General features: G+C 55.8%; 23 protein-coding genes. 13 read left to right on the forward strand and 10 right to left on the reverse strand.

Features of this window, described 5'->3' with window-relative positions; translation table 11 throughout:
* Positions 1-348: 348 nt before the first annotated feature.
* Genes QQJ84_RS12615 through QQJ84_RS19510 form a run of 3 tightly spaced genes read right to left on the reverse strand, consistent with a single transcriptional unit; the run spans position 349 to position 3,951 of the window.
* Positions 349-1,458 carry a tyrosine-type recombinase/integrase gene (locus QQJ84_RS12615; RefSeq protein WP_284258569.1) on the reverse strand — a complete coding sequence of 370 codons (1,110 nt, stop codon included), beginning with the start codon at positions 1,456-1,458 and terminating at the stop codon, positions 349-351.
* Positions 1,455-3,740: a site-specific integrase gene (locus QQJ84_RS12620; protein ID WP_284258570.1), complete on the reverse strand. Its 2,286-nt coding sequence runs from the start codon at positions 3,738-3,740 to the stop codon at positions 1,455-1,457. The genes QQJ84_RS12615 and QQJ84_RS12620 overlap by 4 nt, the downstream gene beginning before the upstream one ends.
* Positions 3,733-3,951: a helix-turn-helix domain-containing protein gene (locus QQJ84_RS19510; RefSeq protein ID WP_408862096.1), complete on the reverse strand. Its 219-nt coding sequence runs from the start codon at positions 3,949-3,951 to the stop codon at positions 3,733-3,735. Before QQJ84_RS19510 ends, QQJ84_RS12620 begins: the two co-directional genes overlap by 8 nt.
* Before the next feature lie 458 nt (positions 3,952-4,409).
* On the opposite strand from QQJ84_RS19510, the gene QQJ84_RS12630 reads away from it, so the two are divergent.
* From QQJ84_RS12630 to QQJ84_RS12650, 5 genes are all read left to right on the forward strand, one after another.
* Positions 4,410-6,830, forward strand: a complete 2,421-nt coding sequence (locus QQJ84_RS12630) for a tetratricopeptide repeat protein (protein WP_408862105.1) — start codon at positions 4,410-4,412, stop codon at positions 6,828-6,830.
* Positions 6,831-6,882: 52 nt separating this feature from the next.
* Positions 6,883-7,245 carry a hypothetical protein gene (locus QQJ84_RS12635; RefSeq protein WP_284258573.1) on the forward strand — a complete coding sequence of 121 codons (363 nt, stop codon included), beginning with the start codon at positions 6,883-6,885 and terminating at the stop codon, positions 7,243-7,245.
* Positions 7,191-7,985 carry a sulfotransferase domain-containing protein gene (locus QQJ84_RS12640; RefSeq protein WP_284258574.1) on the forward strand — a complete coding sequence of 265 codons (795 nt, stop codon included), beginning with the start codon at positions 7,191-7,193 and terminating at the stop codon, positions 7,983-7,985. The genes QQJ84_RS12635 and QQJ84_RS12640 overlap by 55 nt, the downstream gene beginning before the upstream one ends.
* A 135-nt stretch (positions 7,986-8,120) precedes the next feature.
* Positions 8,121-9,266 (forward strand): glycosyltransferase family 61 protein, encoded by a 1,146-nt coding sequence (locus QQJ84_RS12645; protein ID WP_284258575.1) that lies wholly within the window; start codon positions 8,121-8,123, stop codon positions 9,264-9,266.
* A gap of 172 nt (positions 9,267-9,438) precedes the next feature.
* The gene (locus QQJ84_RS12650) at positions 9,439-10,389 is read left to right on the forward strand and encodes a hypothetical protein (protein WP_284258577.1); all 951 of its coding nucleotides are present in this window, start codon (positions 9,439-9,441) and stop codon (positions 10,387-10,389) included.
* A gap of 238 nt (positions 10,390-10,627) precedes the next feature.
* Here the strand turns inward: QQJ84_RS12650 and QQJ84_RS12655 are convergent, their stop codons facing one another.
* Both QQJ84_RS12655 and QQJ84_RS12660 read right to left on the reverse strand, forming a co-directional pair.
* A complete protein-coding gene (locus tag QQJ84_RS12655; RefSeq protein ID WP_284258578.1) occupies positions 10,628-11,071 on the reverse strand; it encodes a hypothetical protein in 444 nt (147 codons plus the stop codon).
* Between the two features lie 12 nt (positions 11,072-11,083).
* On the reverse strand, positions 11,084-13,930 hold the full coding sequence (locus tag QQJ84_RS12660; protein WP_284258579.1) for a glycosyltransferase: 2,847 nt from the start codon (positions 13,928-13,930) through the stop codon (positions 11,084-11,086).
* A gap of 881 nt (positions 13,931-14,811) precedes the next feature.
* Here QQJ84_RS12660 and QQJ84_RS12665 point away from each other — a divergent pair.
* The 3 genes from QQJ84_RS12665 (at position 14,812) to QQJ84_RS12675 (ending at position 16,231) form a co-directional block, all read left to right on the forward strand.
* Positions 14,812-15,555 (forward strand): polysaccharide deacetylase family protein, encoded by a 744-nt coding sequence (locus tag QQJ84_RS12665; protein WP_284258580.1) that lies wholly within the window; start codon positions 14,812-14,814, stop codon positions 15,553-15,555.
* 17 nt (positions 15,556-15,572) lie between these two features.
* Positions 15,573-15,983: a GNAT family N-acetyltransferase gene (locus QQJ84_RS12670; RefSeq protein ID WP_284258581.1), complete on the forward strand. Its 411-nt coding sequence runs from the start codon at positions 15,573-15,575 to the stop codon at positions 15,981-15,983.
* Positions 15,984-16,045: 62 nt separating this feature from the next.
* On the forward strand, positions 16,046-16,231 hold the full coding sequence (locus QQJ84_RS12675) for a hypothetical protein (RefSeq protein ID WP_284258582.1): 186 nt from the start codon (positions 16,046-16,048) through the stop codon (positions 16,229-16,231).
* Between the two features lie 50 nt (positions 16,232-16,281).
* Here the strand turns inward: QQJ84_RS12675 and QQJ84_RS12680 are convergent, their stop codons facing one another.
* Both QQJ84_RS12680 and rpsU read right to left on the reverse strand, forming a co-directional pair.
* Positions 16,282-17,583 (reverse strand): phospholipase D-like domain-containing protein, encoded by a 1,302-nt coding sequence (locus QQJ84_RS12680; protein WP_284258583.1) that lies wholly within the window; start codon positions 17,581-17,583, stop codon positions 16,282-16,284.
* An 85-nt stretch (positions 17,584-17,668) separates the two neighbouring features.
* A complete protein-coding gene (gene rpsU, locus QQJ84_RS12685) occupies positions 17,669-17,872 on the reverse strand; it encodes a 30S ribosomal protein S21 (protein ID WP_007421557.1) in 204 nt (67 codons plus the stop codon).
* Positions 17,873-18,009: 137 nt separating this feature from the next.
* Between rpsU and QQJ84_RS12690 the strand changes: the two genes are divergently transcribed.
* The 3 genes from QQJ84_RS12690 to QQJ84_RS12700 are packed head-to-tail and all read left to right on the forward strand — an operon-like array spanning position 18,010 to position 19,741.
* Positions 18,010-18,549 (forward strand): peptide deformylase, encoded by a 540-nt coding sequence (locus QQJ84_RS12690; RefSeq protein ID WP_284258589.1) that lies wholly within the window; start codon positions 18,010-18,012, stop codon positions 18,547-18,549.
* Positions 18,549-19,160, forward strand: a complete 612-nt coding sequence (locus tag QQJ84_RS12695) for a COQ9 family protein (protein ID WP_284258590.1) — start codon at positions 18,549-18,551, stop codon at positions 19,158-19,160. The genes QQJ84_RS12690 and QQJ84_RS12695 overlap by 1 nt, the downstream gene beginning before the upstream one ends.
* A gap of 56 nt (positions 19,161-19,216) precedes the next feature.
* On the forward strand, positions 19,217-19,741 hold the full coding sequence (locus QQJ84_RS12700; protein WP_284258592.1) for a DUF1993 domain-containing protein: 525 nt from the start codon (positions 19,217-19,219) through the stop codon (positions 19,739-19,741).
* A 19-nt stretch (positions 19,742-19,760) separates the two neighbouring features.
* Here QQJ84_RS12700 and QQJ84_RS12705 read toward each other — a convergent pair whose 3' ends face one another.
* From QQJ84_RS12705 to QQJ84_RS12715, 3 genes are all read right to left on the reverse strand, one after another.
* Positions 19,761-20,207, reverse strand: coding sequence for a universal stress protein (locus QQJ84_RS12705; protein WP_284258593.1), 447 nt, complete (start codon positions 20,205-20,207; stop codon positions 19,761-19,763).
* Positions 20,200-21,735, reverse strand: coding sequence for an APC family permease (locus tag QQJ84_RS12710; RefSeq protein WP_284258594.1), 1,536 nt, complete (start codon positions 21,733-21,735; stop codon positions 20,200-20,202). The genes QQJ84_RS12705 and QQJ84_RS12710 overlap by 8 nt, the downstream gene beginning before the upstream one ends.
* A gap of 208 nt (positions 21,736-21,943) precedes the next feature.
* Positions 21,944-22,711: an MOSC domain-containing protein gene (locus QQJ84_RS12715; protein ID WP_284258595.1), complete on the reverse strand. Its 768-nt coding sequence runs from the start codon at positions 22,709-22,711 to the stop codon at positions 21,944-21,946.
* 117 nt (positions 22,712-22,828) lie between these two features.
* Here QQJ84_RS12715 and clpB point away from each other — a divergent pair, with 117 nt between their 5' ends.
* Positions 22,829-25,408, forward strand: a complete 2,580-nt coding sequence (gene clpB, locus QQJ84_RS12720) for an ATP-dependent chaperone ClpB (RefSeq protein WP_284258596.1) — start codon at positions 22,829-22,831, stop codon at positions 25,406-25,408.
* Between the two features lie 45 nt (positions 25,409-25,453).
* Entirely contained in the window at positions 25,454-26,044 is a 591-nt protein-coding gene (locus QQJ84_RS12725) for a cysteine hydrolase family protein (protein WP_284258598.1), read from the forward strand.
* Positions 26,045-26,355 lie beyond the last annotated feature (311 nt).

The following is a 26,355-nucleotide window of genomic DNA, read 5'->3' on the forward strand; positions in this document are numbered from 1 at the left end:
GACACGCCAACAGCCATGCTCATGTCTGCGAAATGCAGGCCATGGTCATGAATTTTACCTCCAGGTTACTGGAGAGCTGTTGGATGGTGTCGGGGTGATTGCGTGCCGGACGCTCGAGGCGGCTAACTTTAAGATTTTGCGGCTTGCAGACAGGGCCACGATGTTTCCGCATTAGAGTGGAAGCAAGAGGCCCAGATCGTCCGGCTACGCAGGATGCGTCTGCACACAATAGATAGTATAACGTAACGATAAAGTCAATTGTAATTTGTTGATTTCTTGTACTTTTTAGCATGATTTAATTTTTTATTGAAAGATATTGTAGTCCCGAATGTCTCTTTGTGTTTGCCGTTAATTTAGACCCAATTTCCGTCGACGGTCTTTAATAATATTCTGATATTTTCTACTGAATTGAATGTTGGCCGATTTTGTATAGACTTTGTCAACCATCATAGTGGTTGTGTGGCCGAGAGCTGCAGCGGCGAGCACATTGTCAGAGCTCTTTTTTAAAACAATAACTGTGCCCATGGCATGACGGAACACATGGCTAATGAGGGGGCGGTGAAGGCGATTTTGGCCGAATTTTTTGATAATATGCTTTATCGTCGTTGTTGAAAACTTTGCTCCCCCTCTACAAATCCACAGACCCCCATGATCATGTTTTCCGCCTAAAAGAGTGATACGATGTTTTTCAAGATAAATTTTTAGCCGAGGTTCAAGCCAGGATGGGATATCGAACAATACTGGTATGCCGCCCTTCAGAGGGTTAAGAAACATGAGTCGAAATCTTGAAAATTCTTCGCGAAAATGTACACCTCTCCGAATTTCAGCCATATTTTCACTGCGAATGGCAAACAGTACAAAAAATATGACGATCAAGGCGTCGCGCACATCAAGAGATGCCGCAACGCATGGCGCTTTCGCAGTTGCTTCATCGAATTGATCAAGCGCCTCTTTAAGTACACCAACCTGATCCGGGGGATCTATCGGTTTTGCTGAAGATGAGATTTGAGCTGATGTTGGAAAATTAGACAATCTTCGAATCCAGCTCCAGTCACGCTCCGGGGAAAAAATGCGCAGAACACTGATGAGGGACTCGACAGTTTCTTCGATAGCGCTAGCGCGAAGACGCTGCCACAAAGTGTCAATATAGGATTTGATATTCTCCGGGTTTGGCCGAGCACCAGGAACCTGGTCATGGTTCAATGCGCCTAATGATGTGAGATGAGCCAAATACACGCCGTAGGAATACCGGCGGGCATCGATTGTAGATGCCGATAAACCTGCCAGAGGTGCGTGCTTTTCAAAGAGCCCGGTAGCGTGCAGCGCACGCGACCAAGCAGCTTGATCAAGGGCGGGCCATTCTGCAAATGGGATTCCTCGGCCACGCCGTTTTTTTTGAATTTTAGAATCGATCGCGTTGGCAGAGATACCCTTATCTGAAATTGGCTTCGATTTCATCGGGAGAGTCTCCGAACTTTCCGCCCAAGAACTTCAGTGATTTTACCGTTCACCGCCCGCCCACGTTGAACAGCATAATTCCGAATTCCCGTAGATTGAGATTTGTGGTCCAACATTCGTTGCACGAGCACAAGATCACGCGGGTCATCATCAAGAATTAGAGTGGCGATATAGGCGCGGATGAGGTGTGGATTAACAGTAATACCAAGTTCATTCCAGATAACCGCCGTTAGTTCATGCCCAAACCCTTTCGGGTGAACATAATTGTTCTTCTGACCTGGGAAGAGCGCTGTGCTCGGTCTGGTCAATAGTCGAGGTCGATATTGTTCATTAAAAGTTGTGATCATGCTTTGAGTGTAAGTGCTGAGAGCGGCTTCGATTAGCGGCGCATTTTTTGTTGTGCGATCAGCTTTGATCCGGATTCCAATGATCTTACCTTGCGCGTCACGTGCAAAGTCCAAGTCTAAGTCGAGGCATGCGAGGTTTGCACGGCGGAGTGGCTTGTCAAGTACAATAGCAATTGCAACCGCATATTTGGCAAGTTGCGCCGCTCGGAGATGTTTTCCATTTTTATCTAATTTTTTCGCTTTTTTCCAGAGTGTTTTTGCAAGATTAAGGAAACCGCGTTCGATTTTCTTATCATCGAATTGGCCGAGCCGCTCGAGTACTTTAGGAGAGAAGCCGTTCTGAGCCACCTTAACGCTATTACAAATGCGCTCAACTTCCTGAATATCTTCAGGCGATAATTTTCCCCATTGCTTAGCGGCGATCTTAAGTATTGACGCCGTGCCAACGGCGCCGTGTGTCCACTTTCCGTCCGTACAATTCCGCTCGTGGTATGCGGTGAGGATATCAATTACAGCAGCGGGCGTTAAAATTTTACCCAGAGCGGTCAGGCTCGAACTTGGATATCCCTTTCTTACGAGGACCGCCGCGGAAAGCATGAGAGTATCGCGGCGCGTTGCAATGGTAGACTCTGCTGTTTTAGCGGGTAATTCGGTCGTGAACAGGCCGGGATTTCTCAACTTGGCGCAATATTCATCAAGATCGGAAAAAAAATTGTTAGGAATGTTATCATCAGGGTGACGAATCCAGCGGGCATTTTGCTTTTTGGGAAGTGGGAGTCCACCCCAAGTGGGATGGTCCTTCTGAAGGCGGTTCCATGCATACCGTAGCGATTTAACAGTATCAGTAGAGTTCAGTCGCGGGTCTGCAGTTTCCAGGTAAGTGCGGTATTCCGCAAAGTGCACTTCTCGGACCTCATCGGGCTTAATCCCCTTAAGCTCGCAAAATGATGCAAAGCGGCGGAACATTGCCTTGACGCAGTCGTGTAAAACAAAATCTACGCCGCGAATCCATGCAGATGAAGCTGGTGGCGGCAAATTTGATTTCGGTGGCAGCCAACCAGTCTTACGCTGAATCGAGGCGAGTTGACTGCGCAGAGATGACCAACGCTTTTGACCAATCTTGAGACGGCCGGGGCTAAAATTGTGAAGGATTGGTTTCAAAATTTTTGGGTCGCACGGCAACGGATCTGCTGGACTGCCATCGTGCTTGCGGGGCAACCGCTTTTGAAACCAGTTCACGCACTCACGAAGGTGGACGATTTTCTTGGCGGGAACGGTCTCGCTAACGGCGATCACGTCGATGGCCTCTGCAAATGTGGCCGGTGGGGTCGTGCAAACGACGATGTCATCCAACACACGTGGCAAGTTGTTGCCCAGTTCAATGGGAGTAGGCATATTTTGTGGACTGACGGGACCGGACAAGTCGCCGCCACGGGGCGAGATCAATGAATGGTCAGCGGAAGCGGCCTCGTGCTGATTGATATCACTCTGGTCAGGCAATTCAGCCTGGGCGAGCAACTTGATGGCTGCGTCAGGCAACTCACAGAGGCGCGGGAGGAGCGCAGCGTCTTGGGGGCGATCATCGACCTCGCCGCCGCCTTCCAGGCCGGTGTTATTCGGTGTTTCGGCGCTCGCGGCGAAAGTGAACAGATCGGGCGTCCAAAACTTTGGTTGGGAATTGTTGTCCGCCGGATGGGGCAGTTTCGACGGACGATTACATTGATGCGCCGGCCCGTTGGCCATTTTCGGCGCGATGCTCTCGTGCGCGCCAAACAGGTCTGTACCGGTCATGGCTGGCCCCACTTTGTCAGGTTTGGCCTTGCGCCGTCCGGACCGGGAAACCAGGAACACGTCACGTTCCAAAATCGGCTGAGGGGGAAGGCGATGTATTCCGGGTTCTTCGCCAGCCTGGGGCGCGGCCTTGTTTTTAATCATGTCCAGCCTCCCCGCGGCAGCTGGCGACATAGGCCGCGAGATCGGCCTCGCTGACGCGATGCACGCGCCCGAACTTGTGGGATGCGAGACACTTGTCGCGAATGGCCCGCCGGACGGTTGATTCGGATAAGCAAAGGCGATCGCAGACTTCCGCGATTGAGAGCATTACCGGAAGTTTGGCTGGATGGATGATTTGACCGATGGATGGCATAGCGACCTCCGAGGTTGAGGCCGTTTATTCAAGGCACGCGTCCTAATTGCGCAATCGTCGGATTTTAGTTGGCGTCCGGTGGTTTCCGGATTTTTTTGATTTCAGAGGGTGGCTGGCTTAGCAAGTGGTCAATCGAAGCTGCGATCAACGTCAGCTACAGGATCAAAATCAGCGAAATAACATGGGTGCTGGCCAAAATCGCGATTTCAGGCCGCGGGAAACCAAAATCATCCTCAAACCCACTCCAACGGGCTGTACTGGGCTTTAGCATTTGTCTTGAAGAACGTAATGAGGCGCGATAGGTTCTAACTCCTTGTCCAAGAAACGACTTTGCGGGCGGACTTTTAAATAGGTGTAATTCGCTGATTGATGCTAGCCCTCAAGATTTGAAGCGCGGACCACCGCAAACCCCCGAGACTGCTCCGATTGAGGCGCAGGGGCGGCAGCACTGGGCCGAAGTGGCAGCTGCGTCTTTCTCCCGTAGCCATTATGAGGAGGCTGATGCAGCCTACCGCAAGCTGCTTATCTTGGAGCGAAACGATGTTGAGGCTTGGCTCGGCCTTGGACGATGTGCCCGGGCAAGGGGTGATCGTGACTTGGCTCTCAGCTATTTTCAAGCTGGCGCGCTGGCCGGCCCATCCAATCCGTGGCCCAGGTTAGAGGCCGCGGGTATATTGCTGGAAATGGGGCAACTCGAGGCAGCCGAAAGTGTATGCCGCGAAGCGCTCGTAATTGCGCCGGATAATGCTCACGTCCATCTTTTCTGTGGCCAGCGTGTCAGGGCACGGGGAGACCGGCACGGCGCACTGGCTCATTTTAAAGCCGCGATCGATGCCGAACCTACGAATCACTGGGCTCATTTGGAGGCAGCGGGAGAGTTGCGGGAATTAGGCCGCCTGGATGAGGCGGTTACCGCCTATACTGCGGGGCTGACGCTGGTTCCCGGCTTTGTGGCCGGTTATCTTGGCCTTGGTTACTGCGCCAGGGCGCGTGGAGACCACGTTGCGGCACTCCGTCATTTTCAGGAGGCGGCGCTTGTTGTTCCCTCTGACCCGCAGCCTTTGCTGGAAATCGCCCTCGAACAATATGATATTGGCGACTTCGACGCTGCGCTCGAAACCATCGCGAAAGTGTTGGAGATCCATCCCGATCACCTCGAAGCCCTGCTGCGCACAGGGCTAACGCAACGCCAGGCTGGCCGGCATGAAGCCGCTCTGGCCTCCTTTCAAACCGCGCATGCCGCTCATCCGAACCGGGCGGAGCCTCTGGTCGAAATGGCCGTTGAAGAACGCACCCTCGGCCGCCAGCTCGATTGTGACGCGCATCTTGCACAAGCCGTGGAGCTTGACCCTAAAAACATCGCTGCTTTCTCCCGTCTCGCCGAGCAAGCCATGATGGCGGCAAAGCCTGGCTTGGCGCTTGACATATATCAGCGCGCGCTGGCCGCGAACCCGGCGGAAGTGACCTTCCAGCTTGGCTGCCTGGATGCATTCGCGGCCATGGGCAGAATTGACGATGCCGAGGCCACGGCGGCGGCCATGGAGGCCAGCCACGGCCCTTTGCCCATTATCCTGGCCAAACGCATTTTTCTCACCCGCCTGGCTGGCGACCATCATGGCGCCCTTGCCCTCGCCCGCATGGCCTGTGCCGCCGCGCCGGATTATTTCTGGGTTTGGTCTGAGCGGCTACAGATCGAGCTGCTCATCGGCACCACGGCCGCGGTTGAAGCCGCCCTGGCCGCACTTCCGGTGCACACGCTCCATGAACAGGCGATTTTCGAGAGTTATCGCGGGAGTTTTGCCGAGAGAGGCTGGCGGCTGCGCGAAGCGGCGACTCATTATGAGAACGCCGCCACTCTGAACCCCGAAAATGCCGCCACGCAGCTGAGCCTGACCCGTATCAGAACGCTTTTGTTCGATCTGGACCAAGCCCACGGCCATTTGCGCATGTTTTGCACCTTGAATGCTCCCGCCACGAGGCTCCAAAACAGATCGGCCAATCTCTCCCAGACCCATTATGGCCAGATTCTTGACGACTACATGCTGGACCGCGAGCTTGCTTGTGTTTTGCATGATCTGCAGACATTGCCCGCGCCGGAGCGCGCGGCCGCCCTGCGCGGCGTGGTGCGTGCCAACCCTGATCATATCGGCGCTGCCACCTGCCTTATGGTGGCGCTGCAGCAGGCGGGCATTTTCGCCAACCGGCGCGCCGGGGCCGGGCCTGAGATTCCCCGGCAGATTTTGCAGTTTTGGGACATGGAGGCCGTGCCCGCCGATATCGCGCAGCTGATGCAAAGCTGGCGGCAAAACAACCCTGACCACCCGGTATATGTTTTTAATGATATGGAGGCAAAAGCCTATCTGGCGGCGGGTTTCGCGCCGGAGGTGCTGGCTGCCTACCGCCGGGCCGCCGCCCCCGCCCAAAAGGCTGATCTCTTTCGCCTCGCCTGGCTGGCGCGCGAGGGCGGGGTTTACGCCGATGCCGATAACCGTTGCCTCAAGCCGGTTTCCACCCTTGTGCCGGCCGATGCGCAACTGGTTTTGTACCAGGAGGATTTGGGCACGCTGGGTAATGATTTTATCGCCGCCGTTCCCGCTCATCCTGTTATCGTTAATGCGTTAGGCATCGCGGTTGGGGCGATGAACCGTGGCGATAGCGATAATATCTGGCTTTCCACCGGCCCCGGCCTTATCACCCGGGCACTTGCCCAGGCGGTGGAGGAGGGGCCGCGTGGCGAGGCGGTTTTGCCGCCTGGCGTGCTGGTTTTGCACCGGCATCGGCTGTTTCAGGCGGTGGCGCGCAACTGCATCGCGGCCTATAAAACAACCCCGCGTAACTGGCTGAATTCAGCCTTTACGCAGAAGGAGAAGAAACTGTAGCCCTCTCAGCGCAGGCTTCCCTCGGTAGAATTATTCGTTTATGCAAAATTTTATGAGGATTATAGGAAAAGCTGAGAATATCATTCTCCAGCACAAAGGCATTCGCTCCACCCATGGTTGGCTGGAGAGCGTGGATCAGTGCCGTTATATCTGCTTTTTTGGTGATTCGGATAGCTATCTCTTTAAAATCCTATATGATTTTCAACGTCCTGATGTTGCGAATTTGCAATATCTAGGGCGTGGATTTCTGGCTGAAATTGTCTACGGCGCCGAAAAAATAAAAAGCCGGTTATCGCCACCAAAAGAGCAAGATATCGGCCTCGTTCTCAATGCGGATTTCGCCACCATTGGGTTGATTGAGTGCGGCGCATCGGTAATGTCATCAATTCAGAAAATTTCGGCGGGAAAAAAATGACCCCTTTTGTCATAATCTCACAGGCCCGCTCGGGAAGTACTATGGTTGGCAGTGCGCTTAGCCGGCATCCGGGCGTGGTGATGCATGGTGAGGTTTTTGGCGCGCATCATTATCCGTTGAATTTTTATGGGGTCGACGAAAACCTTCCCTGGCCGACACCGCTGGAAATTGTACTGAAAAAAATCAGAGACCATGATGTCGTGAATTTTCTTGATCAGTTCGTCTTTGCCGATACGGCCCGGGCGCGCGTTGGGTTTAAATTCAAGTTTGAGGAATTCGCGCTTTGGCCCGCCGTGCTTGACTACATCGCTGAGCGCAAGGTGCCCATCATTTACCTGCGCCGCTTGAACCTGTTTGACCGCTATGTCTCTGACGTGAAAGCGGCGCATTCAGGCGTGTTCAACACAACCGATAAGGCGAATTCCGGCAATGTCGGCGTCAGCGAAATTCTCTCGCTGCTTAGTGTAGAGAAAATTAGCCAGTCCATAGATGCGGGAAAAACCTACCATAAAACGCTCAGAGAACGGTTTTATGCGAACCCGATCCTGTCCCTCACATATGAAAATCTGCTGGATAATTGGGCCAAGTGCTTTCGGGATATATGTAGCTTTTTAGAAATTACGGAGCTCAATCTTCTTCCGATTTCGGAGCGGATGCCACCAAACGATAACTTTGATAGTATTTTCAATCGTTCTGCAGTACGGGATGCCTTAAAAAAAATGGGCTATGACGATTTTTGAACGATTAAAATATTCGAAACTTTTGGCTAATTCTTATAGATCAGATTTAGTTTACGGTCTTGGTATAGTTTCTCGTTCCATCTATCGTATTGACTATTAGACTAAACGATGCACACAGTAACATGGATTTGAACGATGAAAGATGAAAATACGTCCAATACATCGATTGATAAGCTTGCTATCGATGTATCAACCTTGGTGATGCCATCTATATCTCTTGATGTATCTGATTCAATAATGAACACATATGTGACACTTCGTGCTGCAGAGACTGTGCAGAATCAATATGATGCAATTTTAGTTAATGCGAAGGATAAAGAAGGCTGGTTTCATTATGTGCATAGCCGAGTGGAACCTGCGGATGAGCTTAGATTAAACTTTTTGAATGATATTGTAGTTTCTGGACATTGCTATGTGTCAAAAGAGAGTCAACTAATCACTAGCCGGTCGCCGACGGGGCAGACAACCGTTAGGTTTGTAGAGCAAGAAAAACAGTCACTGAGCGAATTTTTGGGGACCAAGCGATTAATCCAATGTGATAAACCTGCATTACCTATCGCCGGGCCTGGTCATCTAATATGGGGCCATTGGTTGATTGATTTTCTGCCCCGCCTCGGAGTTGCGCAAAGTATACTCGGCCGTTCACTTAAGAAATTTATCATTCCAATTCCGTCTGATACTCCAAATTGGGTCTTTGAACTCGTCAATTTTTTCTGTGGAATTGGAAAAGATCGATTCTTGCTCTTCGATCGGGGCACTGAGGCCGTATTCTGCCGTGAGGGCGCCATTCCATCATTTGTGCACAGCGAAGGACTTCACTCATTCATTTTAGAGTTTTATCGTCCCTATGTGCGGGATAGTCCCATTGGTTACCCGAAGAAAATTTGTGTATCGAGGAAAGCTATGGGGCCGACACAGAGTGTAAGGCGCATATTTGCGCAACAAGATTATTTTGAGAATGTCGCTCGTGTTCATGGTTTTTCCATTGTTTACCCTGAATCACTTTCGTTCCGTCAGCAGGTTGATCTCTTTTCAGGCGCGGATATCGTTGCAGGTGAATATGGTTCTGGATTGCATAGCACCATTTTTTCAAATCCGGGAGCTATTATCGGACAATTTTGTATGCCAAATTCCTATCAAAGCAGAATTGCAGCTTGTTGCGGGCATAGGTCGGTGTTTCTATTTCCTGATCAAGAAGCAACTGATGAAGTTGGCATTAGACACTATGAAGTCGCTGAAAATCAAATTGATAATTTTTTTGATGCGATGGATCGCATATGATAGAATCTCACGAATCCAACGATCGATAGATATGCCTCAAGGTTATGTTTGCGCTGAAAAAATGCTCGATAAATGAGGTCTTGGAGTTGTTTTACTCACACACTATTGTATAATTTATTCTATCAAAATTTAGATGTTTTTTTCTAGAGAAATTATGTGTGGAGCTACAGGTATGGGCGATACGATAGTCCTTTTTCGGACTCATTATTATGATGATTATCTTGGAAGTCTGGCGGATAAAATAATTCTTCAAACAAAATGCGACGTCTGTTTCGTGGTTGATGAACGGGAAAAAACTGTCGAGATACCGCAGCGGTTTCATAAAGTAAGTCATACCATTGAAGCTATTACAGATTTGGGGATATTTACTGACTGCTCAAATGTGTTTTGGCGCTGTGGTGATTATATTTTTTATAATGCTTTGAAATATTTCCATGAAGCAACATTATTTTGGATAATAGAACCAGACATACTGATAAACTTTGAAAACCTTTCTGATTTTTTTGAGCCATTGGCAGCAAAGCCAGAAATCGATTTTCTTGCACTTTTATATGGTCCAAGAGATTCATCCTGGGGACATAATTTCAATGCGATGAAGAAATTTCACGATAACGTTTACGGGTGCTCTTATTCGTTTATGAGACTTTCCCGTGAGGCAGTTCGATATCTTCTTTGCGAGCGACAAAATTTAACAAAAAAATACTTTATGACATCAGAAAATGAGGAAAAATTATCTGAATATTTCTGGCCCAACGATGAAGGGTTTACGGCAACCAAACTGTTCGAGGCTGGGTTTAAAATAGCGGATATGAATTCCTTAGGTAGAATCGTATATACTGCCAAAAGCCTTTATGAAGGTCCGTTTTCGCCCAAAAAATTAGCTCAGTTAGGACATGATAATTTGATTTATCATCATGTCTTCACAGGAAAAGAATACACACGAAGAGCATTAAAAAGCCTTGAGTGGGAAAACATTGCGATGTCGTCGACAGAGAACTTTTATAATAGATTCCATAGACCTGACATTTATTCCAGCTTGGCTGAAGAAGATTCGTTCGAAGGAATTCATGAGTATATTATTCGATTTTCTGAGATTCTTTTAGAGCGAGCGTGGGCCAAATAGTTTAAGAAAAAATTTTTACTTGTAACGGTCAAAAATAAATCTAATTTTGGAGATCGCAATCATTTTGGGGGCTTCACGAAAAATAAGCCGCCGCCCCGTTGTGAATCTAAAATTTTTTATGGGATCACAATAGAAAAATTTAATACGGAATCAAAATATTTATTTGTATAGTTGATAATGAAATTGAAACGTTGTTTGGGCGAGATTTACCAAACAATTTTCAATAGAGGTTTCGCTCCTAAATCTGCTCAGCCACGATCGCAACCAAAGCAACCCCCAGAACACGAGCGTCATTTGTCCGTTCGGCCTGCTTGGGTGAAACCGCCTGTGGAATATAGAACTGAATTTCCATATCCTCCGCCCCGGATGAAACATCCTCGATGCCGATAATGGTTTTCTCATGCACCACGCGGAATGTCTTGAGCTTGCCGTTCACAAAAATCAGCACTTCTTGCGCGGGGCTGCCCGCGGGAACATATCCCCACAGGCTGATCGCCAGGGAACACCGGCCCGGCACCCCCGGCAATGTTACCACCCCGGCCTTGCCCTCGCTCCACACAAAACCTTTTTCCGGCTCGCCCCAGCCGCGTGTTAAATATTCATTACCATTCAGCCCGTTGCCAAACCGGTAAACACCGCCGGGCGCCGCAACGTCCCGCTCTTTTATCTGGTTAACTTCCATCAGGCTCACTCCTTAAGCATGTTCAAAACCGGCAACATTGGATGTTTCGGCCTTTGGATCGGCAATAATCCGGCGGATTAATGCCCCAAACCCTTCCAGGTTGCAATCACGCTCTATCAGCCTGGTCTGCAACCCTTGGTTCGCCCGCCAGGCTTTTGCGCTGGCCGCCAGGTTGCGAATAGCCGCCGCCATCGGCTCCGGCTCCGCCGGCGTTGCCGCGATTTCCTCCTGTAACCAGCCAAGCTGGCGGGCCAGCAGATCAGTCATCACCACAGGCACGCCATGGCTGGCGGCCTCATGCACCTTCATAGGCACCCCGGCGGCAAAGCGCGTCGGCGCCACCATGATGAGCGCATTATTGTATACGGTGGTCATGTCCGGCGGGTCGCTGATAACCTTATAGTGATGCAACAAACCGGCGGATTTCACGAACGCCGCCGCCTTGCTCCCCGCAATCACAAAATTCACGCCCGGCAGGTCTGAGAGAAGAGGGCGGACCGCACGGTCAAACCAGAGCAGGCCATCAGCGTTCGGGCCGTCCTTTTGGGCATAGGACCCAACCAGAACAATATCAGTCCGGCTTTTGAAGGGGGCGGGCTTTGGCTGAACGGGGAGCGCATGGCCAAGAATGGACACCGGAATCCGCAGCCCGCGCTCCTTAAAGCTATGGCGCAGCGTGTCCCGGTCCAGCTCATTAACCACGCAAATATGGTCAACCCCGTCCAGATGCTCCATCTCCTCAAGCAGCAAATCAGACAAATCCGCCGGTTGCCCAACAAGTTGCGCGTAGGCAAAGCGGCGGCTTGCCGCGATCGCCTCGGTGTCCAGAATGATCTGCGTTTTCGCGAAAAACTCGGGGCAAGCCTGCCGCCAGTTTTTCAGATATGATAAATTATGCGTGCGGGAGAGCCAGATCGTGTCATACACGCCGACCCGTTCCGCCAAAAACGCTTCGATGTTTGTGACATTTACATTTGTCAAAATTTCCTGGCGCCGCGCGTGTTCGCCGCCGGGAAAATACGACGGCCACTTATTATTATGCAGCCCCAAAATGGACACCAGGCCGCACTCGTCCTGAAGGATTTCAGCAACCTTGGCGGATCGCACAAAGCCCATGCCTTTGGTCGGGTCCGGGATCATATCCTCGATAAACAAGGTGCGCCGGCCAGAGACGTGCCGGACCTTGGCCCGCTCGATATTCGCAACCGATGCTGGCAAGCAATCGTCCAAAAACGCGCGGTGCTTTTTAGCGAAATAGCGCTGGTTCCGGCGCATGAGCGCCAGTGGTTCCTCCCGAAGCGCCGATGAGCCGAACTCATAGTGCCACACGACGATGCGCGGGTCATAAACCACGCGCTTCCCGCGCTCCCAGACACGTAGGCAAAAGTCTGTTTCCTCATAATAGGCCGGCGCATACGCTTCGTCGAACCTGCCCATCTCTTCCCAGTCTGAACGAGGAATGGCAAGAAAGCACCCGGAACAAAAATCCACATCATAAGCAAAATTGACCTGGCCATCGAGCGGGTCTCTATCGCGGCCATAGCCAAGGCAGGTTCCGTCTCGCCATACGATTGAGCCTCCCTCCTGCAGGCGGCCGTGCATGCGGATAATTTTTGCCCCGACGGCCCCGATGCTGGAATCGGCATCCAGCGTTTCAACGGCCAGGTCTATTGCGCGAGGCGTGAGCTCCAGGTCATTGTTCAACAATAAAATGATCCGCCCCGTGGCAATTTCCGCGGCACGATTAACGGCAATTGTGAAGCCGAGATTCTCATCCGCCCGCAAATATTTGATTTGCGGATTGATGGTTGGAAGATTTCTCGTTTCATCGACGGATGCGTTATCAAATACAATAATTTCCAGGCTGGCCTGCGAGCTGTATACGGCGGAAATTATGCAATTTGCAGTCTGTTCATAGTTTTCGCGGGCAATAATGATAATAGAAACATCAGGTTTCTGGCCTTCAGGCGTAAATTTCAGGACACCCAATTGATTGGCATTAAGCGTACAACGCCTCTCATAAATTCCCTTCCCCATATTCTCCTGAATATCCAAGGCCGCAAGCGGGGGAGCTATCGATAACCGGCGATTTTGACGATGGCTCAGAAAATGGAAAAATGGCGATTGAGGTGTGGCTACTTCAGTCGCGGCTTTCATATTGGTATAAAAATAATAATGTGGATCAAATCCCTCGAAGGGACGACGCCACTCGTTCATACCATGTAGGATGAAGTGCTCATAACCCCCAGAAAAAATCCCTGCAGCTACTGCAGCCTGAACTTCTGGTTCGTTTTGCAGATAATATTTTTCATCAAAATAAGCTGATGGCGAGAGCTGTTGAGCTTTAACATTGAGTAAATAATATTTGATAAAATTGCTCGGCGTTACTGTCCGGCCCCAATCATATTTTTCCTTCATCCACCCATAGTCAAGTAGTGGCTTGAAAAAAGCTCCAACGCGGTCGTCATCTAAAAGAAAGACTTTCAGATCGTCTTGGCTTAATGGAAAATCAGGTTTGCTATGTAGCCTGCTTGCAAAACGAACAGTCCAGTGTGGCGCCCGGCGCTCTCCAATGCCCACTAATAGGTAATGAGAATAGCGGTCGTTAAAGCCGCCAAAGCGCAAATTTTCCTCGTTTAGATCGGGGCAGTTGTTCTTATAAAACTCACCATCGAAAAACCAAGTAGGGCTTAGATCTGTAAGCGCACCAATAATTGCGTAATGCTCAAACCCACTAGACCAATGGCCCAATTGTATTTGCCGAGCGACATCAGGGTACTTTGAAATGTAATAATTTTCATCAAACAATGAGTTTGGCGAAAGGCATGCTCGTGAGCCTACGGTCAGGTAATGCTCCAAGTAAGCTTCCTTTGAGCTTACTGTCGGCATCAGACCTTCTCTAAGGCATTGATTTATATAGTAATCTATGTCGAAGTAAAACCAGGGCTTGTCATGTCTAATGTCGGTGGATAATTCCTGTAAAATTGTCACGCTGCTAAACATCTCCAAATAAACATCGACAGCCCTCATATAAGGAACTGTGCAAGATTACCGTAACCGCAGGAGTTGTCCAATAGTTGGTATGCCGGATTTATGAAGAAGTTGGCGGGAATGAGCGATTGGTCTTTGGCTACGCCCATCCCCATTCTTAGGCTGGGTTGACCGGATGCATTGGGCTCCCAAGGGGGCGGAACCATCTCACAAATCGGTGAACGCTTCCGGGAGGGTGTAGCATCCGTTCTGGACAGTCTATTCAGCGTTTATTTCGGCACTTGCGGGGCTGCGGCGTCGGCCGGTGTTCCACTGTTGAAGAGGTCATTAATCGGACAATTTTCACCCCGGCGGGATTTTAAATAAATGGTCACAGTGCCATGACACAATAACGTAATGTGATTTGGCTGTGGGTCAATTGTTGGGTCAAAATGGGCTAAAAAATTTATAACTAATTGAAAAATATTAAAACATCTTCATTGGTTAGACGGATGAAATGGTTGGCTTTTTCTTGACGCTTATCTTCGAATTGGTAAAGATTAGCTTAAATACTGGGTATATTATAGTTCTTTATCGTAATGTTAGCATGTTGTGGGTCATTTTGTGGGTAGAAAAAATTTGATTAACTGTATATTATTGAAAAATAACAGATTTTTATTGAGTTGGGCGGACACCCTCTCCGCCACTTTATATTCCAGGCCACAACTCACCGGCCGATGGCTGGCTATGAGCAACACGGGTATTTTTTGATGTGTGAATTTTGCGGTGTGGTTTCGCGGCGGGTTTTTTGTGCCGGGGGGCTGGCGTTGACGATGGCGCGCGGGGCGGCGGCGGGCGGGCGGCCGCCGGGGGTGGTGGAGCCTGGTTTGCGGGTGAAGGGCACGGGCGGCGGGCGTACTGTGGCGGTGACGCTGGATGCGTGCCCGGGGCGGTTTGATCCGCGGATTGCCGATGTGCTGGTGGCGAAGGGGATTCCCGTCACGATTTTTGTGACGGCGATCTGGATGCGCTGGAACCCCGATGGGTTGGCGTATTTTTTGGCGCGGCCGGATATTTTTACGCTGGAGAACCATGGGGCGCGGCATCTGCCGCCGGTGTTGGGGGATGCGCTGGTGTATGGTCTGGCGCCTGCCGGAACGGTGGAGGCGATCCGTGCAGAGGTTCTGGACGGGGCGGCGGCGGTGGCGAAGGCGACCGGCCGGCAGCCGCGGTGGTATCGGGGGGCGGCGGGGCTTTATAGTCCGGCGGCGATTCCGGTGATTGAGGCGTTGGGGTTTAAGGTGGCGGGCTATTCGTTGAATGCCGACCAGGGAGCTTCCTTGCCGCCGGAGATGGTGGCGCGGCGGCTTGAGGCGGCCGAGGATGGGGATGTGACGGAGGGGCATATCAACCAGCCGCGCCGGGTCAGCGGGGCGGGGATTGCCGCCGGGTTGGTGGCGTTGCGGGCGGCGGGTGTGCGGTTTGTGGGGCTGGATGAGGCGATGGCGGGGTGATTGTGGACGGGTTGCGGATGAGTGTGACGGCGGCGCCGGACCCGCAGGCCCGGGCCGCGTTGGTGGCGGGGTTGGTGGAGTTTCATGAGCATCTGCTGGGGCCTGCGGAGTCCTGTCCGCTGGCTGTGCTGCTGCATGACGCGCGCGATGCGTTGCGGGGCGGGCTTTGGGGGCGCAGCGGGCATGGCTGGTTGTTTATAGAGTTGTTGTTTGTGCCGGAGGCGTTGCGGGGGCGGGGGCTGGGGGGCGAGTTGCTGGCCGCGGCCGAGGTTGAGGCTGTGGCGCGCGGGTGTGGCGGGGTTTGGCTGGATACGATGAATCCGGCGGCGCTGCCGTTTTATTTGCGCCATGGGTATGAGAGTTTTGGTGAGTTGGCGGATTATCCGGCGGGCAACCGGCGGGTGTTTTTGCGCAGGCGGCTGGGGTGAAATGCCAGGTGGTGGCGCCGGGGGGCGGCGCGTGGCATGGTGGTGGGATGACAAACTCTGAAATGACAACAGACCAGGCCGTGGAACTCAAACGCTTGCAGGCAGCACTTGTGCTGGCGCAGAAGCGGGCGGCGGAAGCGCTGCGGACTTACGGCACGCCGCTGGCGGGCAAATTGCTGCAGCGGGCCGAGGCCGAGGCGGCGAAGGTCGTGAAGATCAAGCAGCAGATTGAGGCGCTTACGCTTTAGCGGGTGTGATTGTTTCGTGTTGACACGCGTCAGCCTCAAACGATCAGACTTTAGAGCATAAATTCGATCAGGCGGGCGCGGAATTCGTTCAGCCGTTCGTTGAGGCTGCGGCGGCGCCAGTTGGTTAGGGTGATTTCGGTTGAGGCGGCGGTGTCCTTGCGGAACTGGGTTTCCATTTCGGCGCCAAAGGTTTGGCCGAGGACGACTGCGTCGATCTCGTTGTTGAAAACGACGCTGCGCCAGTCGAGGTTGGCGGAGCCGACGAGGGACCAGGCGCCGTCAATCACCGCGGTTTTGGCGTGTAGCACGGCGCCGTGGCGTTCGTAGATGTGCACGCCGGCCTCCAGTAAATCGCCATAATTCGCGCGGCCGGCGGCGATGGATGAATCGCTTGTGCTGGTGCTGGGGACGATGATGCGCACGTCGACGCCGCGGCGGGCGGCGCATTGCAGGGCGTTCAGCAGGTCTGGCGGCGGGGCGAAGAAGCCGGTGGTGAGGTGGATGGATTTGCGCGCCGCGGCGATGGCCGTGAGCAGGGTTTTGTAGATGGCGGGGTGGGAGTCTTTTGGGGAGCCGTCGAGCGCCTGCACGGTGGAATCGCCCTGCGGGGCGGTGCTGGTGGGCGGTGGGGCGGGGATGGGCGGGCCTTTTTGTTCGGTCCAGGTTTGCATGAAGAGCTGTTCGAAAACGCTGACCACGGGGCCGGTGACCTCTACATCGGTATCGCGCCAGGGCATTTTGGCGGGGTCTGAGGAGGCGGGGGCGGCGTAGCGGTGGTTTTTGTAGGCGTGGTTTTCGTAGACCTGGGCGATGTTGATGCCGCCGGTGAAGGCGATGGCGCCGTCGATGATCAGGAGTTTGCGGTGGTCGCGGCGGTTGATGTCCATGGTGAGCATCGAGGCCGGGGTGAGGGGGCTGTAGGTCAGGACGTTCACGCCGTTGCGGCGCAGATCGTCAAAGAGGCCGGGTGGGGCGTTGGTGCCGTAGGCGTCGTAGATGAGGTCGACTTGTATGCCCAGGGCGTGTTCGGCGATAAGTAGTTGGGCGAATTCAACGGCGATGGGGCCGTCGAACTCATAGCTTTCCAGGTCGATGCGCTGTTTGGCGCCGCTGATGGCGGATTGCATGGCGGCGTAGGTGGTGGGGCCGTTTTCGAGCAGGTGGACGCTGTTGCCGGGCACGAAGGGGGTGTTAGTGAGCTTTATGCTCTCCGCGCGCATGATGGTGAGGGCTTGAGCCTCGTTGGCGGTCGGGATGTCGCAGGCGAGGTCGGGGTCAATCTGGGGCATGGTGACGCAACCCGTGAGGGTGGTCAGCGCGAGGATGGCGGCGCGGCGGAGCCTGGAGCTCAAAGCCGGGAAATCAAAACGCCGGAAACCGGCGCTTGAGGCGCTGATATCCGGCGTTTTTTAGGGCGATGGTCCCTGGAGGGAGAGATTAGAAGCCTTCGCGCTCGATACGCTTGCGCTCCATCTTGCGGGCGCGGCGGACGGCCTCGGCGGCTTCGCGGGCGCGGCGCTCGGAGGGCTTTTCATAATGGCGGCGGAGTTTCATCTCGCGGAACACGCCTTCACGCTGAAGCTTCTTTTTGAGCGCCTTCAGCGCCTGGTCGACGTTATTGTCACGAACGAGAACTTGCACTTGGCCGAAAACTCCTAAAAAACGCCCAAAATAAACGGCGAAACGCGGCCGGGATGGCCGTGTCCGCGAAGATTGGGGCGGCTATAGCATAGATTTGCCGGTAGCCAAATCATTTCTGCTAGACCATTTATGCAGCCATGGCGATTTTGAAAATAGCCCGGATGGGGCATCCTGTGTTGTTGGACCGCGCGGCGGAGATTGAGGACGTGGGCGCGCCGGAGGTGCGGCGGCTGCTCGCGGATATGGTGGCGACACTGAAGGATGCCGGGGGCGTGGGGCTGGCAGCGCCGCAGGTGTTCGCGGGCGTGCGGCTGTTTATTTTTTATGTGCCGGAGGCGCGCGCGGAGGGCGGGGGCGCGATGCCGCTGACGGCGGTGTTCAACCCGGTGGTGACCCCGCTGGACGAGGCGATCGAGCTGGGGTGGGAGGGGTGTCTCTCCATTCCCGGGCTGCGGGCGGCGGTGCCGCGCTACAGGCAGGTGAGGCTGCGCGGGCTGGGGGTTGAGGGTGAGGCGATGGATGTGGTGCTGGAGGGATTTGCGGCGCGGGTGGTGCAGCATGAGGCGGATCATCTGGACGGGGTGATGTACCCGATGCGGATGCGCGACTTCCGGTATTTTGGCTTTAATGAGGAAATGGACCGGAATCCGGTGCCGCTTCCCGAGGAGGTTTTGTGATGCAGATTGATGAGGAGATGGCGGCGGTGCTGGACGCGCTGCCGGGACATGCGGCGTTTGACGGCTGGAACGTGACCGCGCTGGCCCGCGCCCTGGAGGATGCGGGGCGGGCGCCGGAGGATGCGGCGGTGTTGTTTCCAGGCGGGGCAGGGGAGATGATCGAGGCGTTTTTTGCCCGGAGCTTTGCGCGCCTGGAGACGGAGGCGGCGCTGGCCGACCTGGCGGCGTATCGCACGCCGGGGCGGGTGCGGGCGATTGTCACCATATGGTTTGAGCAGAATGCGGGGAACAAGGAGGCGGTGCGGCGCGCGCTCTCCTGGTTGAGTCTGCCGGGGAATTTGTTCCGGGGGCTGCGGATCAATGCCGGTATGGCAGATGCGGTGTGGCATGCGGCGGGAGATAAATCGGCGGATTTCAACTGGTACACCAAGCGGGGGCTGCTCGCGGCGGTGTTGGCCGCGACGATGCTGTATTGGGTGAATGACCGCTCGGGCGATGAGGAGGCCGTGCTATGGTTTCTGGACCGGCGGCTGGCGGATGTGGCGTGGATCGGCGGGCTTGGCAAGCGCGTTACGGGTAGGTTGCAGGGCCGGCGGTTCGGCGTAGGTTGAGCCGCCGGGCTGATGCGTGCGGCTGTATATAAGACAGAGAAGTGGGAGCCTGAGGAATGACGATTTCGATGTATGGCATGTCTGTGGGCAGTTTTGTGCCGGTGCTGGAGAGCTTGTCGGGGATTCTCGGCAAGGGCGCGGCGCATGGGCGGGAGAACAGCCTGGATTTGGCGAATGCACGGCTGGCGCCCGATATGTTCACCCTGAAGCAGCAGGTGCAGATTGCCTGCGAGCATGCCAGGAGCTGCGTGTTGCGGCTGACCGGGCAGGCGGTGCCGGCCTTTGGCTTCACCGAGGCGGGCATGGAGGATTTGCAGGCGGGTATTGCCGCGGCCATCGCGTTTTTAAAGGGTGTGGATGCGGCGGCGTTCGAGGGGGCGGAGACGCGGGCGATTACCATCGAGCTGCCCGGCGATCTGGTGATCGCGATGGACGGGGTGCAGCTGTTGCAGGCCTGGGCGCTGCCGAATTTCTATTTTCATGTGGTGACGGCCTATGACATTTTGCGGCACAACGGGGTGAGCATCGGCAAGAAGGATTACTTGAGCCAGATTGCACCGCTGATCCGGCCGCGGGGGTAGCGGGCGGCGCCGGTGGCGCCTATCCGTTTGGCGGTTGCGGGCCGATGACCAGTTCGACCGGGAGTTTGGCGCGTTTTTTGACGCGGTAGGGTTCTTGCGACCAGTAGAGATCTGTGAGGAGCCAGTGACGGCGCGGGTCTGAGCCCATGACGATGACGTTGCAGTTGAGGCGGGCGGCTTCGGCGTTGATGCGCTTGGATGGGTTGCGGGTGGCGGCGACGACGCCGGTGGCGTCATGGCCGAGGCGGTTCAGCGCGGCGATGGTGTCCGCGATATGGGTGCGTTGCTGGGCCCATTCCTGTTTCGAGGGTAGCAGCCAGGGGTTGGGGAAGCCCAGCGAGACGCCCCAGATGCGGGCGATTGAGATGATGTGGATTTTTCCGGTGGGGCCCGCCATTGCGCTGGCATGCGCAATGGCGGCTTTGCTGAAGGGTCTGCCTTCGGAGGCCAGGAGGATGTTAGTCACCGGCGGCTATGTAGATGCCTTGCGAGGCTTTGACGCGGGGGTTTTCGATGTAGGTGCGGTACCAGTAGAAGGGCAGGTAGGCGAAGAGGGTGGCCCAGCCCAGCCAGTAGTAGAGGCGCGCACCGCCCATGGCCGAGTAGATGTAGCCGCCGTATGACCAGATGACGAAATAGAAGGCGGCCATGGCGAGGGCGACCCATTTCATGAATTCGGGCAGTTTGAAGGGGCGTTTGGCGTCTTTTTTGTCTTGCCGGAGGATGAAATAGCCGATGAGGACGGGGATGAAGGAGGCGGTGTAGCCGACGTTGGAGAAGGTGTAAATTTGCACCGCGCCGCCCATGAAGACCACGATGAGCGAGCAGAAGACGTTGAAGCCCATCGCGTTGGCGGGGACGCCGTGTTTGTTGAGTTTCTGGAAGAAGCGGGGGAATTCGCCGTCCAGCGCCATTTGATAGAGGGCGCGCCCGGAGCCCATGATGGCATTGAGGGCCGAGAGCGCCAGGGCGACAATGAGCATGCCGGCGATCAGCCAGTCCAGCGCGCCGCCGATACCGGGGAAGAGCTTGCTCGCGAAGGTCACGAAGATGGCCTTGGGGTCGGCCAGGGCGGAGTTGGAAAGGGCCTTGGCGCCGAGCACGACGACGAAGGCGATGGGCACCAGGGTGTAGATGAAGACGCCGTAGCCGCCCTCAAGGTTCAGGGCGATCTTGGCGTCGCGGGCGGGGTCGGCGCATTCGCCGATGTAGCAGGCGGCGGCTTCCATCGCGATCACGTTCCAGGTGAGGAGGAACGAGTAGCCGATGTAGACGGTGAGCCAGTTGTAGCCGCTCATGGGGGTGAAGAAGCCGGTGCCGTCGAGGTGTTTGAAGCCGGAGAGTTCGCTGAGGTGGACCACGGAGGGGGAGAAAATCCAGGCGACCGCGATGAAGGTGAGCGGCACCATGGAGAGGAAGGCGAGGATTTTGGCGAAGCCGGCGCCAAAGCGAATCCCCAGATAGGCGGGGATGAAGAACAGCAGCATGCCCACGACCGAGATGCCCAGAGTCCAATAGGCAATGGGGGTGCCGAGGGGGTTGATGCCGGCGGTGGTGTTGAGGCCGAAGAGGGCGGCTATGTAGAAGGAGGCGAGGATCATGTTGAGCGGGCCGACGGGGAACCAGCCGAGCCAGTACATCCAGGCGGTGACGCCGTTGATGTGTTTGGCGAAGCGGGGCCAGCGGTCCTTGAAGGCGGGGTAGGCGTAGGAGGGGGCGCCGCCGGTGCGCTCGGGCATCATGGCCGCGAGTTCGGCAAGGAATAGGCAGAGCAGCCAGCCGGTGAGGGTAATGACCACGGTGACGGGGATGCAGGCGGCGCCAAGAGTGGTGACCATGACCGGCGCGATGCCGGTGACCAGAATGGTGCCGGCCAGGCCGATGACGAAGGCGCCCATCCAACCGGTTTCGCGCTTTAGCTCGTGCGCGGTGTAGGACATTTCATCACTGCTTGAATCGGCTAGGTTCTCTATACCCGGATTTTCCTGGGTCATTTTTTGTTTCCCCTAAAAAAGCCCAGAATCTGGGCATTTTCATGCTCTTTTTTGTTTAATTCCGCGATCGCGCTATAAGCGCAGCCGTAGGCACGCCGTTGTTCCCAGCTTGAAAGAAACATTCTCCCAAGGCAAGAAAAATATTTAAATGGCCATAATATTTAATACGCCGCGTGGCGGTGACGGATTGGCCGGGCCGTTGGCCGGGTCAGAGCAGGGTGATGGTGTCGCCGGGGCGAATGGTGCCCTGGGTGATGACCTCGGCGAATATGCCGAGATCGATATGGCCGAAGTTTTCGCGCAGTTCGCGCACGGGGTTGGCGTCGCGGATGGCGGTGCAGGGGTTGACGGTGGTGGCGGCGCAGCGGTCGATGCGTTCATGCACACGCAGGGTGGCCTCGCCGATCTGCAGGGTTTTGCCGAGCCAGGAGAATTCGGCCCAGGGGGCGATTTCCTCGATATAGATGTTGGCGCGGAAGCGGCGTTTATCGCGGGGGGCGCCTGCGGCGGTTTCGAGGGCGTGGAGCGAGCCGAGGCCGATGAGGCTGAGGACCTGGGTTTGATGGTCGCAGAAGCTGTGGGATTCGAAATAATGGAAGGCGGGGCGCTGGCCGAGGGGGCCGGTGCGGGACTCTGTGCCGAGCCAGGCGGTGAGGAAATCGGTTAGGGCGGCGCGGCCCTCTGGCGTGAGCGGGTTGGCGGCGATGGTCTGTTTGTTTGGCGCGGTGATGGTCAGCTCGCGGGCGGATTCGTTGAAGCTTGTTTGCAGCAGGGCGATGCTGGCGTTGCGCAGCAGGCACATAAAATTGGTTTTGGAGACCCAGGTGGGGGTTGCGGGGTTTAGCGCCGCGTCACCCTGGGCGAGGGCGAAGGCGCGGTCCCACGGGATGCAGCGGCCGGGGGAGAGAGCGGCGCTGGCCAGGGGCTCGGGCGTGAGGCCTTTGACCGGGTAGCGGTAGAGTGATTCGATGTGCAACGGCGGGCTCCCCTCTTGAGCTGGATCATGGCGGTGCCAATATGGATTTGGCAAGTTGCTGTTGCCTATTGAGGGACAGTGATTCGGTTGCCTTTTGAGGGACAGGAGCAAAAGATTATGGATTTTGAGAAATTCACCGAGCGGGCGCGTGGGTTCGTGCAGGCGGCGCAGACGATCGCGATGCGCGAATATAACCAGCAGATTACGCCTGAGCATTTGTTGAAGGCGTTTTTGGATGATGAGGAAGGGGCGGCGAGCGGGTTGATCCGCATGGCCGGGGGGGATGCCCAGGCGGCGAAGCAGGCGGTGGATCTGGCGGTTACGAAGATTCCCAAGGTGCAGGGAGCGGGCGCCGGCCAGCCGGGGATTACGCCGGATATGGTGCGTGTGCTCGACGCGGCGCAGCAGGCGGCAACCAAGGCTGGCGATGAATTCGTGGCGCAGGACAGGCTGTTGATTGCGCTGGCGGCGAGCGATACGCCGGCGGGGCGCGCGCTGAAGGCCGCGGGGGCGAGCGCGCAGGCGCTGGAGCGCGTGGTGGCCGAGGTGCGCAAGGGGCGCAAGGTGGATAGCGCCACGGCGGAGCAGCAGTTTGACGCGCTGAAGAAATATGCCCGCGATGTGACGCAACTGGCGCGGGACCAGAAATTGGACCCGGTGATCGGCCGCGATGAGGAGATCCGCCGCACGATACAGGTTTTGGCGCGGCGGACGAAGAACAACCCGGTGCTGATCGGCGAGCCGGGCGTGGGCAAGACCGCGATTGTGGAAGGGCTGGCGCTGCGCATTGTGAACGGGGATGTGCCCGAGAGCCTGCGCAACAAGCGCGTGCTGGCGCTGGATTTGGGCGCGCTGGTGGCCGGGGCGAAATATCGCGGCGAGTTCGAGGAGCGGCTGAAGGCGGTGCTCAAGGAGATTGAGAGCGCGCAGGGCGAGGTGATTTTGTTCATCGACGAGATGCACACGCTGATAGGTGCTGGCAAGGGCGATGGGGCGATGGATGCTTCCAATCTGCTGAAGCCGGAGCTGGCGCGCGGCGCGTTGCACTGCGTGGGGGCGACCACGCTCGATGAATATCGCAAGCATGTGGAGAAGGATGCCGCACTGGCGCGGCGGTTTCAGCCGGTGTTTGTGGCGGAGCCGAGCGTGGAGGATACGATCTCGATTCTACGCGGGATTAAGGAGAAATATGAGCTGCACCATGGGGTGCGGATTTCCGACGCGGCGCTGGTGGCGGCGGCCACGCTTTCCAACCGCTATATCACTGACCGGTTTTTGCCTGACAAGGCGATTGATCTGATGGATGAGGCGGGCTCGCGGCTGCGCATGCAGGTGGATAGCAAGCCCGAGGAGTTGGATGAGCTGGACCGGCGGCTGGTGCAGTTGAAGATCGAGCGGGTGGCGCTGAAGAAGGAAAGCGACCCGGCCTCGCGCGAGCGGCTGGAAAAGCTGGAGCATGAGCTGGCGCATCTGGAGGAGCAGTCAGCCGCGCTGACGACCGCATGGAAGGCCGAGAAGGACCAGCTGACCGAGACGCAAAAGCTGAAGGAGCAGCTCGACCAGGCGCGCAACGAGGTGGAGCTGGCGCAGCGCAAGGGGAATTTGGCCCGCGCCTCGGAGCTTTTGTATGGGGAGATCCCGGCGCTGGAGAAACAATTGGCGGCCAAGAGCGAAGAGCGGTTGGTGGATGACGCGGTGACCGAGGAGGCAATTGCCGCGGTGGTTTCGCGCTGGACCGGGGTGCCGGTGGAGAAGATGCTGGAAGGCGAGCGGGCCAAGCTGTTGAAGATGGAGGACAGCCTGCGCCAGCGCGTGGTGGGGCAGGAGACGGCGCTGGTCGCGGTCTCCAACGCCGTGCGCCGGGCGAGGGCGGGGTTGCAGGACCCAGGCCGGCCGATTGGGAGCTTTTTGTTCCTAGGGCCGACGGGTGTGGGCAAGACCGAGCTGACCAAGGCGCTGGCGGAGTTTCTGTTCGACGATGAGCGGGCGATGGTGCGCTTCGATATGAGCGAGTTCATGGAGAAGCATGCGGTCTCACGCCTGATCGGCGCGCCACCTGGCTATGTGGGGTATGATGAGGGGGGTGTGCTGACCGAGGCGGTGCGGCGCCGGCCTTATCAGGTGATTCTCTTCGATGAGGTGGAGAAGGCGCATGAGGATGTGTTCAACATTCTGCTCCAGGTGCTCGACGATGGGCGGCTGACCGATGGGCAAGGGCGGACGGTGGATTTTCGCAATACCATCATTGTGCTGACCTCTAACCTCGGCTCGGATATTTTGGCGGCGCAGCATGAGGGTGAGGATGTGCGCATGGCCGAAGCGGCCGTGATGGGGCGCGTGCGTGAGCATTTCCGGCCGGAGTTTTTGAACCGGCTGGATGAGATTGTGCTGTTCAGGCGCTTGCAGCGGGCGGATATGGGGACGATCGTGACCATCCAGCTGCGGCACCTGGAGGCGCTGCTGGCGGATCGCAATATCAGGATTACGCTGGACCAGGGCGCGCGCGATTGGCTGGCGGAGGCGGGGTATGACCCGGTTTATGGGGCCAGGCCGCTGAAGCGGGTGATCCAGCGCAACCTGCAAAATCCGCTCGCCGGGCTGATTTTGGAAGGGGCGGTGAAGGATGGCGAGAGCGTGCAGGTGAGCGCCAGCGATGCCGGGCTGGTGATCGCGGGGCATCTGGCCGAGGCGGCGTAAGCGTGGTTTCCTCCAAGGGGTGCTTATGCCCTTTGGAGGAAACTTATGACCCAGACCGCGCTGCTCGTCATTGATGCCCAGAATATTTATGCCGCCGCCGATTCGCCGTTATGCGTGCCAGGAATCGGCGCGTCGCTGGCGAATATCAACGCGCTGATCCGGGCGTTCGGCGCGGCGGGGCGGCCGGTGGTTTATATACGGCATGTGCATCGGGCCGACGGGCGGGATGCGGGGCGGATGTTTGATTTTGGCGGTGTGGCGGAGCCTGTGAGTTTTGTCGAAGGCAGCGTGGAGGCCGAATATATTCCGGGGCTTTTGCAGGTGCCGGGGGGGCTGCATGTGATCAAGCGGCGGTATTCCAGCTTTGAGGGCACTGAGTTGGAAGCGATTCTGCGTAGTCTGGGCGCGGATGGTGTTGTGATCTGCGGGTATATGACGAATTTCTGTTGTGATTCGACGGCGCGGGCGGCGCATGACCGCGATTACTTCGTGGACTTTATCGCCGACGCGACAGGCGCGCCGGATTTGAGTGAAAATTTTCTGCAAAAAAATATCATCGAGGCTGTTTCAACCACGCTGAACGCAGGGTTTGCGCGGGTTAAAAGCACATCGGACTATCTCGCGGAGATGGGATAGGGGCGGCATGCGTTGCCGGCATAGCGGAAATGTTGCGCTGCAAAAAACGAGGATTTCCCAGGGGTTCAGGGTCTGGGAGGCGAAAAAGCGGCGGTTTGCGGTGGTTGGAAAGTTTGCGAGCGTGCGTTGACAGCCTGGGCTGGTCAGGCGTAGAACCCGCTCCACGCTGAGACGACGCGGACGGCACCAAGGCATCGGAGACGATGCCTTTTATGTCGGCTTCTAGTCAAGGCAAAAGTTGCTACTGTTATTTGACAATTGAATAGGCTGGGAAGGGATACGTTGGTGGCGTTTCTGGGCTGTGCTGCAAG

Source organism: Acidocella aquatica (assembly GCF_030160635.1).
Lineage (GTDB): Bacteria > Pseudomonadota > Alphaproteobacteria > Acetobacterales > Acetobacteraceae > Acidocella > Acidocella aquatica.

What these genes read in the sequence shown, in the direction of transcription:
- QQJ84_RS12615 (WP_284258569.1), bottom strand. Translation starts at nt 1,458, where the DNA reads ATGAAATCGAAGCCAATTTCAGATAAGGGTATCTCTGCCAACGCGATC.
- QQJ84_RS12620 (WP_284258570.1), bottom strand. Translation starts at nt 3,740, where the DNA reads ATGATTAAAAACAAGGCCGCGCCCCAGGCTGGCGAAGAACCCGGAATA.
- QQJ84_RS19510 (WP_408862096.1), bottom strand. Translation starts at nt 3,951, where the DNA reads ATGCCATCCATCGGTCAAATCATCCATCCAGCCAAACTTCCGGTAATG.
- QQJ84_RS12635 (WP_284258573.1), top strand. Translation starts at nt 6,883, where the DNA reads ATGAGGATTATAGGAAAAGCTGAGAATATCATTCTCCAGCACAAAGGC.
- QQJ84_RS12645 (WP_284258575.1), top strand. Translation starts at nt 8,121, where the DNA reads ATGAAAGATGAAAATACGTCCAATACATCGATTGATAAGCTTGCTATC.
- QQJ84_RS12650 (WP_284258577.1), top strand. Translation starts at nt 9,439, where the DNA reads ATGGGCGATACGATAGTCCTTTTTCGGACTCATTATTATGATGATTAT.
- QQJ84_RS12655 (WP_284258578.1), bottom strand. Translation starts at nt 11,071, where the DNA reads ATGGAAGTTAACCAGATAAAAGAGCGGGACGTTGCGGCGCCCGGCGGT.
- QQJ84_RS12665 (WP_284258580.1), top strand. Translation starts at nt 14,812, where the DNA reads ATGTGTGAATTTTGCGGTGTGGTTTCGCGGCGGGTTTTTTGTGCCGGG.
- QQJ84_RS12670 (WP_284258581.1), top strand. Translation starts at nt 15,573, where the DNA reads ATGAGTGTGACGGCGGCGCCGGACCCGCAGGCCCGGGCCGCGTTGGTG.
- QQJ84_RS12675 (WP_284258582.1), top strand. Translation starts at nt 16,046, where the DNA reads ATGACAACAGACCAGGCCGTGGAACTCAAACGCTTGCAGGCAGCACTT.
- QQJ84_RS12690 (WP_284258589.1), top strand. Translation starts at nt 18,010, where the DNA reads ATGGCGATTTTGAAAATAGCCCGGATGGGGCATCCTGTGTTGTTGGAC.
- QQJ84_RS12695 (WP_284258590.1), top strand. Translation starts at nt 18,549, where the DNA reads ATGCAGATTGATGAGGAGATGGCGGCGGTGCTGGACGCGCTGCCGGGA.
- QQJ84_RS12700 (WP_284258592.1), top strand. Translation starts at nt 19,217, where the DNA reads ATGACGATTTCGATGTATGGCATGTCTGTGGGCAGTTTTGTGCCGGTG.
- QQJ84_RS12710 (WP_284258594.1), bottom strand. Translation starts at nt 21,735, where the DNA reads ATGACCCAGGAAAATCCGGGTATAGAGAACCTAGCCGATTCAAGCAGT.
- clpB (WP_284258596.1), top strand. Translation starts at nt 22,829, where the DNA reads ATGGATTTTGAGAAATTCACCGAGCGGGCGCGTGGGTTCGTGCAGGCG.
- QQJ84_RS12725 (WP_284258598.1), top strand. Translation starts at nt 25,454, where the DNA reads ATGACCCAGACCGCGCTGCTCGTCATTGATGCCCAGAATATTTATGCC.